Source organism: Photobacterium sp. 270122K (assembly GCF_059941365.1).
In genome coordinates, this window is record NZ_JBPOEN010000003.1 from 354,318 (window position 1) to 368,058 (window position 13,741).

A 13,741-nucleotide genomic window follows, 5' to 3' on the forward strand; every position below is an offset into this window, starting at 1 on the left:
AAAAAGAGTGGCGCATAAGCGCCACTTTTGTATTTTACTTTCTGTAAGAACTAGCAATATTGTCAATACGCTGGTTAGCGCGCATTGCTTCTTGGTAAGCTGCGTCGGATGCTGCACGAGCGTCGTTAACAGCGCCTGCCATTTGATCTTGCTGACTTTGCAAAGCACCTACCTGATCAGAGAGCATATCGACTTTGTTAGTGAGTTGCTGCATTTGATCGACTTCGTCTGAGCTAGAGCAACCAATCAGAGTCGCACTCAGAATAATACCTGTAAGGATAGATAATGAACGGTTCATTTTTCTTTCTTCTCCTTTATTTGCCACTACAAACCGAGTGTTAAATAATCAATCGGCAGAGTTAGTATGGCAGACATGGCTCAAATTGCTGCTTAATCACCCATTTATTGGCAATTTTTTTCTCTCAAAGTTGAGAAAACCCGCCGTGGCGGGTCTGTGTCGTGCTATTAATGTCAGCTTGCAGGGGCGTCCAGTACGGTATTTATCGCTTCCACCAACCGATTAGGGTTCAATGTATGTTGTACTTTTTGCAGTAACGTACCGTCTGGTGCAAGGAAGTAAAAATACGAATTATGGTCAACGGCATACTCTAACGCGGAGTCTTTTAGTTCGGTTTTCATGTATAGCACGCCGTATTTTTCTGCCAGCGCCTGGGTTTGTTTTTGTGTACCCGTCATCCCGATAATTGTTTTGTGGAAATATTGCGCGTATTCGGCACTTTTTTCAGGCGTATCCCGTGCAGGATCGAGCGTAATAAAGATGGGCCACAAGCGATCAAGTTGTGCTGGTTCAATTTTTTGTAACGCGGCAGACATGACTGCCAGCGATGTCGGGCAAACGTCTGGGCAGTGGGTATAACCGAAATAAACCACCCGGACACGTGGGTCATCGGTTCGATACAGATCGACGGCTTTGTCTTTTGTTTCCAAAAGACTGATCGGGTAGTCCGGTTCAAAATTCGCATTGTTGCGTTTATCCACCACTAAGCTTGCAAATAAGCCGGCACCTAACGCCAGTGCAAGAATTATCCATTGGTATTTCACTTGATCATCCTTATTGAAATAGAAAGCGACTGACGGTTATCTGTTGTACCGGCAGGATGAATCTGACCGAGCCACGTCATGTGTTCAGACGTACAAAAAGGCAGTGTTAGCTCGCCGGAAAACGCCGTGTCCGAGGTCTGACGGGTTAATGGCATTTGATACACCCCCATCATCATTTCTTCCCCCTCCAGCGACAGCATCAGTGCAGTGACATCCGCAGGCAGCGCAGGCCAATCTACGGTGATACGCGCTTTTTCCATCGGTCGAATAACGTCTCTGTCTAATGATATTGCCGTCCCTTGTTGGTGACAAGGCGCAGTGGACAACGCACAGTGTGTTTGTGACACAGGGGAGGATGACGAACTGAGCGTCGGCAACGGCGCATCATGAAAATAGATCATCAGGGAAACGGCGGTCAGACCGATAAGCAGCGCATATTTATGGAAGGTTAAGAACATGGACAGGTTACCGACACATTAAACATGGCCGATCATACCATTGGCGGGATGACACGTAGAAAGAAGCTGTTCGTTTTGTGATGGAGCAAAAGAAAAGCAGCCTTATCCCTCTGTTTGATAAAGACATAGAGGCAAGCGGCTGCTTATTGGTGTCAGTGTTCACATGACGGGGCGATTATTTCTCCGCCACTTTCTCTAGGCCCCATACCAAGGCGATACCCAGAATCATGGCCAAGATAGCGTAACCCAGCAGTGCAGGGTGGCCAGTGGCTTGTTCAAAGCTGAACGGCGACAGGTTTTGCTCTAGCAACGGCACTTGCTCACCGCTAGAGTTGGTGCGCCACGTGAGGGTTTCTTTCCATGGCCAGATTTTGCTTAGCGTACCAATCATAAGGCCAGTCAGGAACGTCAGCGCGATATCGCGGTAGTGGCGCAGCACCCAAGACAGTACGTGAGAGAATGACAACAAGCCAATGACACAGCCTGTGGCAAACAGGCCCAGTGTCACAACATCCATTGACTTTGCTGCACCCAAAATAGGGCCGTACATGCCGAGGAGTAGCAAAATGAAGCTACCTGAAATACCCGGCAGGATCATGGCACAAATAGCAATAGAGCCTGCAATCACAATATTGAAATAGGTCGGTTCGAGAGTCAGCGGGTGCAATACGGTGATCCCGTAGGCAAACACGGCACCGGCAATGACGGCGATAATGCAGGTTGCATTCCATTTTTCAATTTGCTTAAACATGTGGATCACCGAAATGATGATCAAACCAAAGAAAAAGGACCACAGTGGGATCGGGTGGGTATGCAACATCCACGTGATCACGCGGGCAAAGGTAAAGATACTGGTTAAAATGCCTGATAATAGCAGAATCAGGAAAGTGCCGTTCACATGGGCAAAAGCCGCCTTGAATCCTTCACGACGCCAAAGGCCTATCAGGCTTGGGTTAACACGACGAATACTTTCTAATAGTGTGTCGTAAATGCCTGTAATAAAGGCGATGGTACCGCCAGAAACACCAGGTACGACATCCGCCGCTCCCATGGCCATCCCTTTTAGAAAAGTAAATACTTTACTCATGGTTTTCCGTAGTAATTGAATGAGAAACTGGTGGCATTATACCTATTTAACGTGAAAAAAAAGTGCTTTTTCATCGGTGATGGAAGGTGAAAAGCGGTTTTAGACATTTTTTACATCTTCACTGACGTAGCCTGTGGTTTTACGTGCAGAAGCGAGGCTGTTATGTCGCGCGGTAGAGTGAAAGGGGGAAATAGTGAAACGGTTAATGTACTTCTCGGTTGTCGGTGGGTGTGGGTTTGTGGTGGATGTCTGTGCCTTGTGGGTATTCTCACAATGGTGGCCGTTTGCCGTGGCTCGCGTGGGAGCTTTTTGGTTAGCGGCTTCATCCAATTGGTGGCTGAATCGACACATTACCTTTCGCGGTGGGGTCAACGCGCCACCTCGCCAGCAATGGATGCAATTTGTCGCTGCGTCTTGTGTTGGGTTTGTGCCTAATGTGGGCTGTTATTGGGTATTCATGCAATGGGGCACGCCGTTGATGATGAGCCTGGCAGCGCAGAGCCCGCTGTGGATGACTTGCTGGCCCTACGTTGCCATAGCCCCTGGCATTCTACTGGGTATGGTGATCAACTTTACGCTGGCAGATCGGTGGGTGTTTCGGTCTGCCCTAGCATAATGGTGGCGCAGCATCCGCCGGTGTCGGTATTGGCGAGTGTTAACTGCCAGTGGTATTTGCGACAGATGTCATTAGCGATAAGTAACCCTAAGCCATAACCTTCCACCCCGCGTGGCTTTGAGCCTAAGCCAATGCCGGTATCTTGCACCTGAATGGCGTGCTCATTGACGGTAACTGTTACGCTACCTTCTTCGGTACACGCAAAGGCATTTTTTACCAAATTACCCAGTAAAATGTTGAAGGTAGTTGTTGGCATTTTCACGGCAATCGGTGAAGCGATGTTCACGTTCCACGATACGTCTTTATGGGCTAATAAATGGGCATGGGCGTGCATGATATCCGCGATTTCATCATAATCCAGCGGCCGTTCAGTCAGCAAATCAAGATCATCTTCACGGGTGAGAGAGAGCAAGGTCGTGACAAAATCATTCATTTCATTACTGGCGTGCAGTAACCTTTGACGTTGTTTATCAATAAAGGCGGGTTCATTGGATTGCCCCAACAAAGAAATCGCCCCTTTCATGACCATTAACGGTGTACGCAATTCATGGCTGGCGTAGCGATTGAAGGCACGTTCGCGATCGATCAGGGCTTGAATGCGTTGATGGTATTCGTTGAAACTCTCGACCAGTTGTAGCAGCTCACGTGATGCGATGCCTTTCGGTGCCACGATGGGAGACAAATCATCGGTTTTACGTTGTTCAATGTCATTTGCCAATTGCGTGATGGGATCAGTCAGGCGACTCGAAACCTTGAGAACCACCATCAAGCTGATAACCAATAAAATCAGTGAGATAAATAACTGCTTGGCTTGATTTAGAAAGATCTCTTCTTCGCTGATTTCATAAATGTCATCGAAGTAAATCAGGTAAAGGGGAACCATTTTTCCTGCGACCGTCACCTGCGTGTGCATAATGAAATGATCCGTCACTCCGGATTCTGCATTGAATAATTCAATCGCTTTATCTTGTGGCAAGTCTTCCGGCAAGACCAAATCATCCGGCAGCAAGGCTTTATCCAGATAGGCATGGCTGAATGGTGGAATGGCAAAGTGATCCTGTGGGGCGCTAGCTAAGGACTGTTCCGCAATTCCTTTGGCATAGTTCAGACGATTTTTGGCATTGATTTGCTCAAAATTTTCTAAGGTCGCGTCGAGCAGAGTAAAATGCAGCGTTACAATGCCAAACGCAATAATAGAGAAATAGGTAAAGGTAAGTTGCTTGGCACTTTTAACTTTCATGAAGGCTTTATTCATTTGTCATCCTGCTGGATCAGTTGATAGCCCACTTTCGGTACGGTTTTGATATACGCATGTTTGAACGGTTTATCGATCTGATTGCGGAGCTGATAGATATGGCTTCTGAGTACATTGCCTTCCGGCTCGTCATCGCCCCACAGTGCCGCGATCATTTCTTGTTTACTGACGACTTTCGGTGCCCGAGTGATCAGCAGTTTTAGAATCGTAAACAGGGTCGGGTTTAGGGCAAAACAGCAGTTATCTCGCATCAGGTTATGGCTGCTCAGATCCAGTTGAAGTTCACCAAACGTTAACGTCGACACGGCGGTTTCGCCTTGGCGACGGCGGGTCAGAGCTTTTATGCGGGCTTCAAGGATCTCAAGATCAAACGGTTTAACCAAATAATCATCGGCACCGTGTTCAAATCCTTGCAAGGTGTCTTCACGCGTATCACGGGCGGTCAGCATTAAAATGGGGGTATCAACCCCTTGTTCGCGTAGATGTTTACACACGGTAAAGCCGTCCATCTTTGGCAACATTACATCCAATATGATCAAATCGTAGTGATTCTGACACCCGAGTTCAAAGCCATGTTGACCATTGTTCGCGTAATCAAGGGTGTATCCCTTTATTTCAAAGAAATCGAAAATGACACCCGCGATATCCTGGTGATCTTCAACCAAAAGTAGCTTCATGAAATAGCCTGCCGCAAAAAATAGATTGGCCTAATAATGCCACAAAGAAAGGTGAAAAAAATGTCGATGACCTTTTTCTGACAGGGAATGGCATACCATATGTGCAAGAACGAGGCGGGTTAATTTATTCGAGGTTTATCATGTCTACTATTACCGTGCTTTCACATCATCGTGAGCACCCGCGAGATCATCAATCTACCTATCAGCGGTCAGCACCGGTTCTCTCGGTCATTATTCCCATGTTCAATGAACAAGCGGTATTGGCAGCATGCCATGAACGTGTTTGTCAGGCTTTAGATGCGCTGAATCAACCGTGCGAATTGATCTACGTTGATGATGGCAGTACCGACGAGAGTTGGGACATCGCAACACAACTGAAGAGTGAGCAACATCAGGTGCGCACGCTAAGGCTGAGCCGAAATTTCGGCAAAGAGGCCGCCATGAGCGCAGGACTGAAAGCGGCAAAAGGTCAAGCCGTCGTGCTAATTGATGCAGACTTGCAAGATCCCCCGGAATTGATCCCTGCGATGTTTGAGCAATGGTGTGCCGGTTTTGATGTGGTCGACATGCAGCGTCGTCAACGCCATGGTGAAAGTTGGTTCAAGCGTTTTACTGCAGCCACGTTTTATAAGGTTATTAATCAGTTAACAGATATGCCCATTCCTGAAAATGTGGGTGATTTTCGCCTGATTGACCGTCGCGTTGTCGATGAGATCAATAAATTGCCGGAACGCACTCGTTTCATGAAAGGGTTATTTGCGTGGCCGGGTTTTAAGCGGACAACGTTGCAGTTTGATCGCGATCCCCGTTTGGCGGGGGAAACCAAGTGGAATTACCGGAAGTTGTGTCATTTAGCCTTTGAAGGCATCACCTCTTTTAGTACGCGCCCGCTGCGACTGGCCACGGGAGCGGGGCTATTGATCTCGTTGGTGGCATTGTTATTGGCAGGCTCGGTATTGATAAAAACCCTGTTGTTTGGGGATCCCGTTGCCGGTTATCCCTCCATGATGTTGGTGGTGCTCATTTTGGGCGGTGTCCAATTGTTGTCGATTGGATTGTTGGGGGAGTATGTAGGGCGAATATTCATTGAAGCGAAACAACGACCGCTATTTGTCGTGATGGAAGACAAGTTCGCTGAGCAGGACATCGTTAAATACGGTACTGCTGAACACCGTCATTTACAACGAGTACAACACTCTGTGGCAAAAGGACTCAACGCATGAGCCAGAAAAAAACCGTCTTCACCTTAACCCGTTTTGCCATGATGCTGGCTGTGGGCACCGTGATCGTTCGACTTTTAACACTGGGTGTCTATCCGTTAATGGATACCACAGAAGCCCGATACGGCGAAATGGCGCGGATCATGTACGAGACGGGCAATTGGGTGACCCCGATGTTTGATTACAATGTGCCGTTTTGGGGTAAGCCGCCGCTCTTTACGTGGTTGAGTGCCACCGGCTTTGAATGGCTGGGTGTGAATGAATTTGCCGCGCGTATGCCGCACTTAGTTGTCGGTGTAGTGATATTGCTGCTGACGTGGGTGCTCGCGGCGAAAGTACGCGGTCGGGATGAAGCATGGCTAGCGACGGCTATTTTGGCGAGCACAACGGCGTTTATTGTGATTTCCGGTGCTGTCATGACAGATACCGCGCTGACGTTGGGTGTGACCCTAAGCATGGTCAGTTTTTGGCTGAGCTGGGCGAAAAAATCCCCGTTTTGGGGCTACATGTTCTTTGTCGGGTTGGCGATTGGCATGTTAGCGAAAGGGCCTTTAGCCTTGGTGTTAGTCGGCATTAGTTTAACGCTGTGGCTGGCACAGGATAAACGGTGGAAGCAAATACCGCACTGCTTACCGTGGGTAAAAGGAACAGTACTGTTTATTGTGCTTTCGCTCCCTTGGTACATATTGGCTGAATGGAAAAGCCCGGGATTTTTGAATTATTTCATTATTGGCGAGCACATTAAACGGTTTGTGGTCAGCGGCTGGCAGGGAGATTTGTATGGTTCGGCGCATGATGAAGTCCGCGGCACTATTTGGGTCTTCTGGTTTTTAGCCGCACTGCCTTGGGCGCCGGTTTTGTTTTACCAAGTGATGCGCTTTTTTAACGCGGGCGAAGAGGGCGTTCAAACCACCCATGGCTATATGGGGTTCTTATGGTGCTGGTTGTTGGCACCGATGATCTTATTCACCTTGGCGGGCAATATTTTAGCCAGTTATGTGATGCCGGGCCTGCCCGCATTGGGGTTGCTCATCGCGGGCTACCATAGTCAGCAAAACCTGCCAGAGAAGGTGTTCAAGGTGGGATTGGTCACACCCGTATTGCTGATTATCGTCGCGGGTTTGTTACATCTGAATGTGGTGGGGAAAGAGCCAGAAAAAAGTTTGATGGCAGTATGGTCTGTACAAGCAGAGAAAGAAAGCACACCTTTGGTGTATTTGAATAAGCGCCCATTCTCGGCCCAATTCTATTCTGCGGGGAAAGCGACGCTAGCCTCTTCAGAACTGACCGATTTTCTGCATCAGCAACAGCGTGATTTGTTTGTGGTGGTAGAAAAAGCGATGATTCCATCGGGCTTTTTATGGGATAAACAGCGGTGTGAGTTACGCGCAGAGTCCAGTAAACGACAGCTAGTACATTGCAAAATTGGTGGCTGATCACGGCTTTTGAAACTGGATGTGGTCATTTTTTAAACTGTGACAGGGTAAACAAAGGCCTTTAAATAATTGTGGGAATATGATTTCAGTTTAGTTCAATGAAATTAGGTTGGAGTATCATGATGTACCGTGAATTATTGGGAATACCCAGTGAACATGCTTTTGTTCGAACGGATATGAAGTGGGACGAAGGCAAAAAAATGGATGTCGATACGTTTTGGTATGACGAAAAAGACATTCATGGCCATATCATTGCGAAGTATGTGGTGAAGGTCATTAAGTTTATCTACCCACCAAAGAAGGCAGAAATTAGCTATCAAAAATTCAGCCCTGATAGCATATCCCTGTTAGCCAGTGGTGACATCGCATAGTCAATATGATGATTTACCTGTTATTGTAAAGAAGCGGCCAACCCCGGCGGCTTCTTTTTTTTTGTATAAAATAAATGAATATAAAATCGCGGGAGCATACCCTGTAAATGGTGTTAATTTTGAATTTATCACAGAAAATAATGGCGATATATTTACGTGCTAGTTAAGATATTTCGCAAATAAAAATAGTAAATAAAGGCCTATGAATTGACGGTAAATAAATAATAACGTCATTTGAGTGTGATAGACATCAAGGAATGCGCGGTGCAGCGAGTGACGGTGTTGAATAACCGCTATTTGAGTCTTACTATTTATTTATTGAAAAGTGAAATGGAGTTTGTTTTGTTATGCTACCTATTGATTCGACACTTCGTGTGGTAAGACCGACCGATAATGTAAAAGAATTGGCACAAATGTATAGCAAAGCATTAGGCTTTGATGTGCTGAAGCAGTTTGATGATCACGATGGGTTTGATGGCATTGTGCTTGGGCATAAAAAACACAGTTACCATATTGAGTTCGTCAGTAAAATTGGTGAGAAAATCGGTCGAGCCCCGAGTGGTGCTGAGCATCTGTTGGTGTTTTACCTCCCTTGCAGCCAAGCGTGGGAAAGAGCGTGCCGCAGCATGATTGACTCCGGTTTCGTGGTGGTTGATTCAAGCAACCCTTATTGGGAAACGGTCGGTAAAACGTTCCAGGATACGGATGGTTACCGCGTCGTATTGCAAAACCTTGATTGGGATGTGTGATCAACGCTGAAAGACGATGGAACATTTAATCCGTCGCGATATTAAAAAGCTCAAGATGTATTCTTGAGCTTTTTTTGTGGGGTAACGAAAGAGTGTGCCCGATTATTCACAGGCGCATTATTTATGGCTGAGGCCATGATATGCCGATTGAAACAGCAGTGAAAACCCTTCTTGGGTTAAGTCGCGAGCGGAAACATTCGCGGCCTGTAAACGACGATAGCACTCTTCCAGTGCGCGAATTACTGCTTCAGCTTCTTTTTTATTGAGGTGTTGTGCGTGCATGATGCTCTCATTCTGTTATCGAATGTCTGCACTATTGCGGAAAATAATTTTGCAATAGTGTGCTTCTTGTTATGTTTATTAACGGTACGCTTAGTAGGTTGAATGGCATCTGAATGGCCAAACAGTCCGCGTTATTAATCCGTATTGACTGATGAGTAATTCACGCCGTTATGGCGTGGTCAATCAGCGTTGTTTATAGGCTTATCAGAGTAAAAAAAATTAGTGAGATAACTGTCAGCGTAATGTCAAAGCTATGTCATAAATCAAACAGGATCAACATTGTGCGCCATCATTAGGCGCACAATCTGCGAGAGGAGTGGTTCAGTATTTTTCGTCTAACTGCGCTAGCTTTTTGAGGAAGGCTTGGATTTGCGCTTCATTGTTGTTATGAAACTCGGTGGTCGTTTGGTTTATGACTGAATCCGGATCTTCATTTCGGGTATGGAATTGGTATGTGTTATGAAAGTTAATGTCTAGGCTGACGATGCCATCAGACAAGCTCACGCGGTAACCGTCTTGATTCTCGGTACATTGAACGCCTTCCAGTTCACTCCCAAAATCAATGGCATGGCCTTGTGTTTTAATTTTCTCATACACACTGAGCAGTGTACGAACATCAACACTGTTTTTCATCATAACCTCCTGTCACCCTGTGGGGTGATGAGTCTGTCACTCCTATAAATTTAGGCGCTCTGGAGCGGTCTGCAACACCAATGGGGATAAGGTTTGTTATAGATCAAATTTACCTGTTGATATTCATCACGCAAATACATGATGACGTTTTGAAAATGAAGTGGTAGCTTGAGAGAAAGACAACATAATTCAAATAACGCATTCACAACAAAACGGAATTTAAACATGTTTAAACAACTGGCAGCGGCGCAACCTGACCCTATATTGTCGTTATCGGCAGCATTTCGGGAGGATATGCGGGAAGAGAAAGTGGATTTGGGCATTGGTGTATATCGTAATCATCAGGGTATTACGCCTGTGATGGAGGCGGTTCAGCAGGCACAAGCACACGTTATGGCGAATGAAACGACCAAAGGGTATGTCGGTTTAGCCGGTAACGAGCAATTCAATCAATCGATGATGGATTTACTGCTATCGGGCACATCAGCACATGCGCGTGCAGCAGCAGTGCAAACCCCTGGTGCCAGTGGTGCATTGCGTATGCTGGCAGATTTAATGCACGTTGCACAGCCAGAGACGACGGTATGGATTTCTAACCCGAGCTATGTGAACCATAAACCGGTGATGGAAGCAGCGGGTTTGAAGGTACGCTATTACCCGTATTTTAACCCTGAAACCAAGCAGGTAGATTCCGCCGCCATGTTGGCCGAGCTTGCGAAAGCCGGTCCGAAAGATGTGGTGTTATTGCACGGTTGTTGCCATAACCCAACAGGGGCCGATATCACGTTTGCTGATTGGCAGGCGATCACGGCAATGGCGAACCAGCAAGGCTTCATGCCATTTGTCGATATTGCGTATCAAGGCTTTGGTCAGGGGCTGGTGGAAGATGCGGCCGGTCTGCAATACATGGCGAACAATGTAGAAGAAATGATTGTTGCTACGTCTTGTTCAAAAAACTTTGGTTTGTACCGCGAGCGCACCGGTGCGGCAATCGTTATCAGTGATACGTTATCGAATGCACAAAAAGCCAAAGGGCGCATTTTGAATTTGGCGCGTTCAAGCTACACCATGCCGCCTGATCATGGCGCGGCATTGGTCGCGACCATTTTAAATGATGCCACACTCACGCAAACGTGGAAGCAAGAATTAGACGGGATGAACCAGCGCCTATTGCGACTGCGTGCGGGGTTGGTTAGCGCTGTGCAGCAACAAGGTTCTCATCAGTTCGATTTTATTGCGCAGCATAAAGGCATGTTCTCCGTGACGGGTCTTTCACCAGAGCAAATCGCATGTTTACGTGATGAACATGCGATTTATGCCGTCGGGGATGGCCGAATTAACATTGCCGGTCTGCAAGAACATCAGTTGGATTACGTGGCGAATGCGTTACTGACTGTCTCGCGTTGATTGATTCTGCCGTTGTGGTCAGTGCGCAAACACGAACAACCAGCCAGACAAAGCGCTCGACATAACGCGCTAAAACATCGGCTATTAATCGCAAAAAGGGGGCGCTGGCATTAGGCCCCCCATTTTTCTAACATTTCCCTGAGTTCACTGGCTTGATAGGGTTTGCAGAGAATATCGTCCATCCCCGCTGAAATACATTCTTCTCGCTCTGCGCGTGTGGTTCCTGCCGTAAGTGCCAATATCGGTTTTGTGTAGCCTTGGGCGCGCAATTGTTGTGTGGCGGAATAGCCGTCCATGATCGGCATTCGGCAATCCATCAATACGATATCCACGGTTTCATTTTCCAGCAGTGTTAATGCCTCTTGGCCATTATTGGCAATCAATGGTGTGATACCAAACTTCTTCATCATGAGTGTGATGATCATTTGATTGGTTTTTAAATCTTCGACCACTAAGACAGACAGGTTATCGATAGGTTGTGCATCGTTATATTCGGCATCGCCGGTATCAACGGGGGGCTGATACAGCGTGAGCGGTAAACTGACGGTGAAGGTTGCCCCTGCGCCATCGGTACTTTCAACATCGATACGCCCTTGCATTTGCTCGGCGAGTTTTTTACAAATGGCCAGTCCTAAACCGGTGCCTTCGTGATTACGTTGGCTGGAATTATCGACTTGGGTAAAGGGATCAAACAAGGTCGCCTGTTTTGCTTTCGGGATTCCACAACCAGAATCCGTGACCGAGAAAAATAGGTGGTTTTCACGCCATTCGATGGTTACTGTTACGGCCCCTACCGTGGTGAACTTGAGGGCATTGCCTATCAAATTGACATAAATTTGTTTGATTCGGTCGACATCGCCCACCATCCAGCGGGGGGTAGAACTTGGTGTTGAAATGGAAAGGTGCAGTTGTTTCTCATTGGCCCGGTGTTGGAATATATCATTGAGCATCACCACCATGCTGTGGCAATCGAAAGGCTTATTCGTGAGTTCCAGCATGCCGGCGTTGATTTTACTGTAATCCAACAAATCATTAATGATGGCACGTAATAATTCACCAGAGTGATCAAGGGTGCTCAGTAACCGAGCCTGATGGGCATTTAAAGGGGTGTCAGCCATTAATTCCGCCGTGCCTAACAAGCCATTTAGCGGCGTCCTGAGTTCATGATTAATCATGGCGAGAAAATCACGGGTGGACTTTTCCGATGCTTCAGCTCGCTTTCGGGCGAGGATCGCCTCTTCCAGTTTAAGTTGTCGGTCGATGGACGATCGCACCATTTCGCTAAATAGATGCATGTGTTTTTGAATGGTATTGAGCCACGATCCTGACGCGTGAATTTTGGTAGCGAAAAAGCCCTGTGTATTGGTGTCATTATATAAAGAGATCCATAACACCCCTTCATTGGCATCCCAATGGTGAGGAATATGACGCAGGTCGACCGGACAGTGCCACGCCTGCTGTCTGCCAGAAGTATGTTGAATGGCAATATCGCTATCGGGATAACCGCTGATCGCAATGCCACAGGCCCGAACGGAGATACTGTCCACCAGTGAGTCTGCCAATTCTTTAATTAATGACACAGACGGGGGATGTTTGAGAAATTTGCGGCCAAACACTAACAGCAGGTTTTCTACCTTGGCTTGATAGGCTAATAATTCTGAGTCGAGTTCTGCTTGTGCTTTGACTCTTTCAAAGCTTTTTTCAATTAATTTCTTTGCGTCAAACAGCTCGAGACTTTTTATCTCCAGCAGCTTTTCCGCCGATTGTCTTGCAGAGCGCTCTCGGTCGACTTTCTTTATTAGCAATGCAATGTGTTTGTCTGCCTCCATGCTTACCCCGGGATCAAATCTATGGAAAATCGGACATGGCTTTTGGACGGGTTATACGGCTCCATGGTGATGTTAACGTGCTCATTGAAATGTTTAGCACAGCCTTTAATGAGCCCCATGCAGACATGTGACATACAGCGTGCAGAGTGGTAATCCATAACCATTCGGCTTGAGGTTAATGATAAGAATTGAAATTTAGGGGGCGAGGCATCGGGGTAGAGCTTTTTCACTTCGGTATGGATATGCTCTTCTACCCGTTGGATGAAGCTAAAGGTGTTGTGTTCATGATTCGGCATGCCGGGTAGGCTTTCCAGTAGGCTATTAAACACCGCTTCACCATAAACCTCCTGAAGTATTTCAGGCGAAATTTGGGTGATGTTGCTGAGCGCCATAATGAGTTTGACCAAGTCTCGGTGATCATAACTGCCCACGGTGGTGTAAGCCCCGCTGTTATTGGTGTCATCAAACATTTTCTGACACACATCCAGTCCAAATTCGTTTTCAACCAGATCAATAAACTCAGTGAAAATGATTCCTTTCATAGCGCCCCACATTACGTTGATATGCTTATATAAAAATTATGGGAAAGGAAAAGGGGGAGGTCAAAAAAGTCGAACAAAAAAGTCAGCCTAAACTGACTTTTAAGACAATCATGAGAA

General features: G+C 46.8%; 16 protein-coding genes. 6 read left to right on the forward strand and 10 right to left on the reverse strand.

All coding sequences use genetic code 11. The features are described from left to right. Nucleotides 1-34 precede the first annotated feature (34 nt). From ACSF8W_RS07680 to ACSF8W_RS07695, 4 genes are all read right to left on the reverse strand, one after another. Nucleotides 35-298, reverse strand: coding sequence for an Lpp/OprI family alanine-zipper lipoprotein (locus ACSF8W_RS07680; protein WP_047875312.1), 264 nt, complete (start codon nucleotides 296-298; stop codon nucleotides 35-37). Nucleotides 299-471: 173 nt separating this feature from the next. Continuing rightward, nucleotides 472-1,062, reverse strand: a complete 591-nt coding sequence (locus ACSF8W_RS07685) for an SCO family protein (RefSeq protein WP_500846426.1) — start codon at nucleotides 1,060-1,062, stop codon at nucleotides 472-474. Next, nucleotides 1,059-1,520, reverse strand: a complete 462-nt coding sequence (locus ACSF8W_RS07690; protein WP_500846427.1) for a hypothetical protein — start codon at nucleotides 1,518-1,520, stop codon at nucleotides 1,059-1,061. Before ACSF8W_RS07690 ends, ACSF8W_RS07685 begins: the two co-directional genes overlap by 4 nt. Before the next feature lie 175 nt (nucleotides 1,521-1,695). Then, complete coding sequence (locus tag ACSF8W_RS07695; RefSeq protein WP_500846429.1) at nucleotides 1,696-2,607, reverse strand: polyprenyl-phosphate transporter; 912 nt, start codon at nucleotides 2,605-2,607, stop codon at nucleotides 1,696-1,698. Nucleotides 2,608-2,800: 193 nt separating this feature from the next. On the opposite strand from ACSF8W_RS07695, the gene ACSF8W_RS07700 reads away from it, so the two are divergent. Further along, the gene (locus ACSF8W_RS07700; protein ID WP_500846430.1) at nucleotides 2,801-3,223 is read left to right on the forward strand and encodes a GtrA family protein; all 423 of its coding nucleotides are present in this window, start codon (nucleotides 2,801-2,803) and stop codon (nucleotides 3,221-3,223) included. Here the strand turns inward: ACSF8W_RS07700 and ACSF8W_RS07705 are convergent. Next, on the reverse strand, nucleotides 3,180-4,478 hold the full coding sequence (locus ACSF8W_RS07705; RefSeq protein WP_500846432.1) for a sensor histidine kinase: 1,299 nt from the start codon (nucleotides 4,476-4,478) through the stop codon (nucleotides 3,180-3,182). The two genes, ACSF8W_RS07700 and ACSF8W_RS07705, sit on opposite strands and share 44 nt — an antisense overlap. Beyond that, entirely contained in the window at nucleotides 4,475-5,155 is a 681-nt protein-coding gene (locus tag ACSF8W_RS07710) for a response regulator transcription factor (protein WP_500846433.1), read from the reverse strand. Before ACSF8W_RS07710 ends, ACSF8W_RS07705 begins: the two co-directional genes overlap by 4 nt. Nucleotides 5,156-5,295: 140 nt before the next feature. On the opposite strand from ACSF8W_RS07710, the gene ACSF8W_RS07715 reads away from it, so the two are divergent. The 4 genes from ACSF8W_RS07715 (at nucleotide 5,296) to ACSF8W_RS07730 (ending at nucleotide 8,931) form a co-directional block, all read left to right on the forward strand. Next, complete coding sequence (locus ACSF8W_RS07715; RefSeq protein ID WP_500846435.1) at nucleotides 5,296-6,378, forward strand: glycosyltransferase family 2 protein; 1,083 nt, start codon at nucleotides 5,296-5,298, stop codon at nucleotides 6,376-6,378. Then, complete coding sequence (locus tag ACSF8W_RS07720; RefSeq protein ID WP_500846436.1) at nucleotides 6,375-7,811, forward strand: ArnT family glycosyltransferase; 1,437 nt, start codon at nucleotides 6,375-6,377, stop codon at nucleotides 7,809-7,811. The genes ACSF8W_RS07715 and ACSF8W_RS07720 overlap by 4 nt, the downstream gene beginning before the upstream one ends. 119 nt (nucleotides 7,812-7,930) lie before the next feature. Further along, complete coding sequence (locus tag ACSF8W_RS07725) at nucleotides 7,931-8,182, forward strand: hypothetical protein (RefSeq protein WP_428478553.1); 252 nt, start codon at nucleotides 7,931-7,933, stop codon at nucleotides 8,180-8,182. A 347-nt stretch (nucleotides 8,183-8,529) separates the two neighbouring features. Then, nucleotides 8,530-8,931 (forward strand): VOC family protein, encoded by a 402-nt coding sequence (locus tag ACSF8W_RS07730; protein WP_500846438.1) that lies wholly within the window; start codon nucleotides 8,530-8,532, stop codon nucleotides 8,929-8,931. A gap of 117 nt (nucleotides 8,932-9,048) precedes the next feature. Here the strand turns inward: ACSF8W_RS07730 and ACSF8W_RS07735 are convergent, their stop codons facing one another. Beyond that, nucleotides 9,049-9,213 (reverse strand): hypothetical protein, encoded by a 165-nt coding sequence (locus ACSF8W_RS07735; RefSeq protein WP_500846439.1) that lies wholly within the window; start codon nucleotides 9,211-9,213, stop codon nucleotides 9,049-9,051. A 321-nt stretch (nucleotides 9,214-9,534) separates the two neighbouring features. Further along, entirely contained in the window at nucleotides 9,535-9,849 is a 315-nt protein-coding gene (locus tag ACSF8W_RS07740; RefSeq protein WP_500846440.1) for a DUF3081 family protein, read from the reverse strand. Nucleotides 9,850-10,071: 222 nt separating this feature from the next. On the opposite strand from ACSF8W_RS07740, the gene ACSF8W_RS07745 reads away from it, so the two are divergent. Next, the gene (locus ACSF8W_RS07745; protein ID WP_500846441.1) at nucleotides 10,072-11,253 is read left to right on the forward strand and encodes an amino acid aminotransferase; all 1,182 of its coding nucleotides are present in this window, start codon (nucleotides 10,072-10,074) and stop codon (nucleotides 11,251-11,253) included. A gap of 110 nt (nucleotides 11,254-11,363) precedes the next feature. On the opposite strand, the gene ACSF8W_RS07750 is transcribed toward ACSF8W_RS07745, so the two are convergent. Next, the gene (locus tag ACSF8W_RS07750; protein WP_500846443.1) at nucleotides 11,364-13,082 is read right to left on the reverse strand and encodes an ATP-binding protein; all 1,719 of its coding nucleotides are present in this window, start codon (nucleotides 13,080-13,082) and stop codon (nucleotides 11,364-11,366) included. A gap of 2 nt (nucleotides 13,083-13,084) precedes the next feature. Beyond that, entirely contained in the window at nucleotides 13,085-13,624 is a 540-nt protein-coding gene (locus ACSF8W_RS07755) for a heme NO-binding domain-containing protein (protein ID WP_500846444.1), read from the reverse strand. Nucleotides 13,625-13,741: the final 117 nt, after the last annotated feature.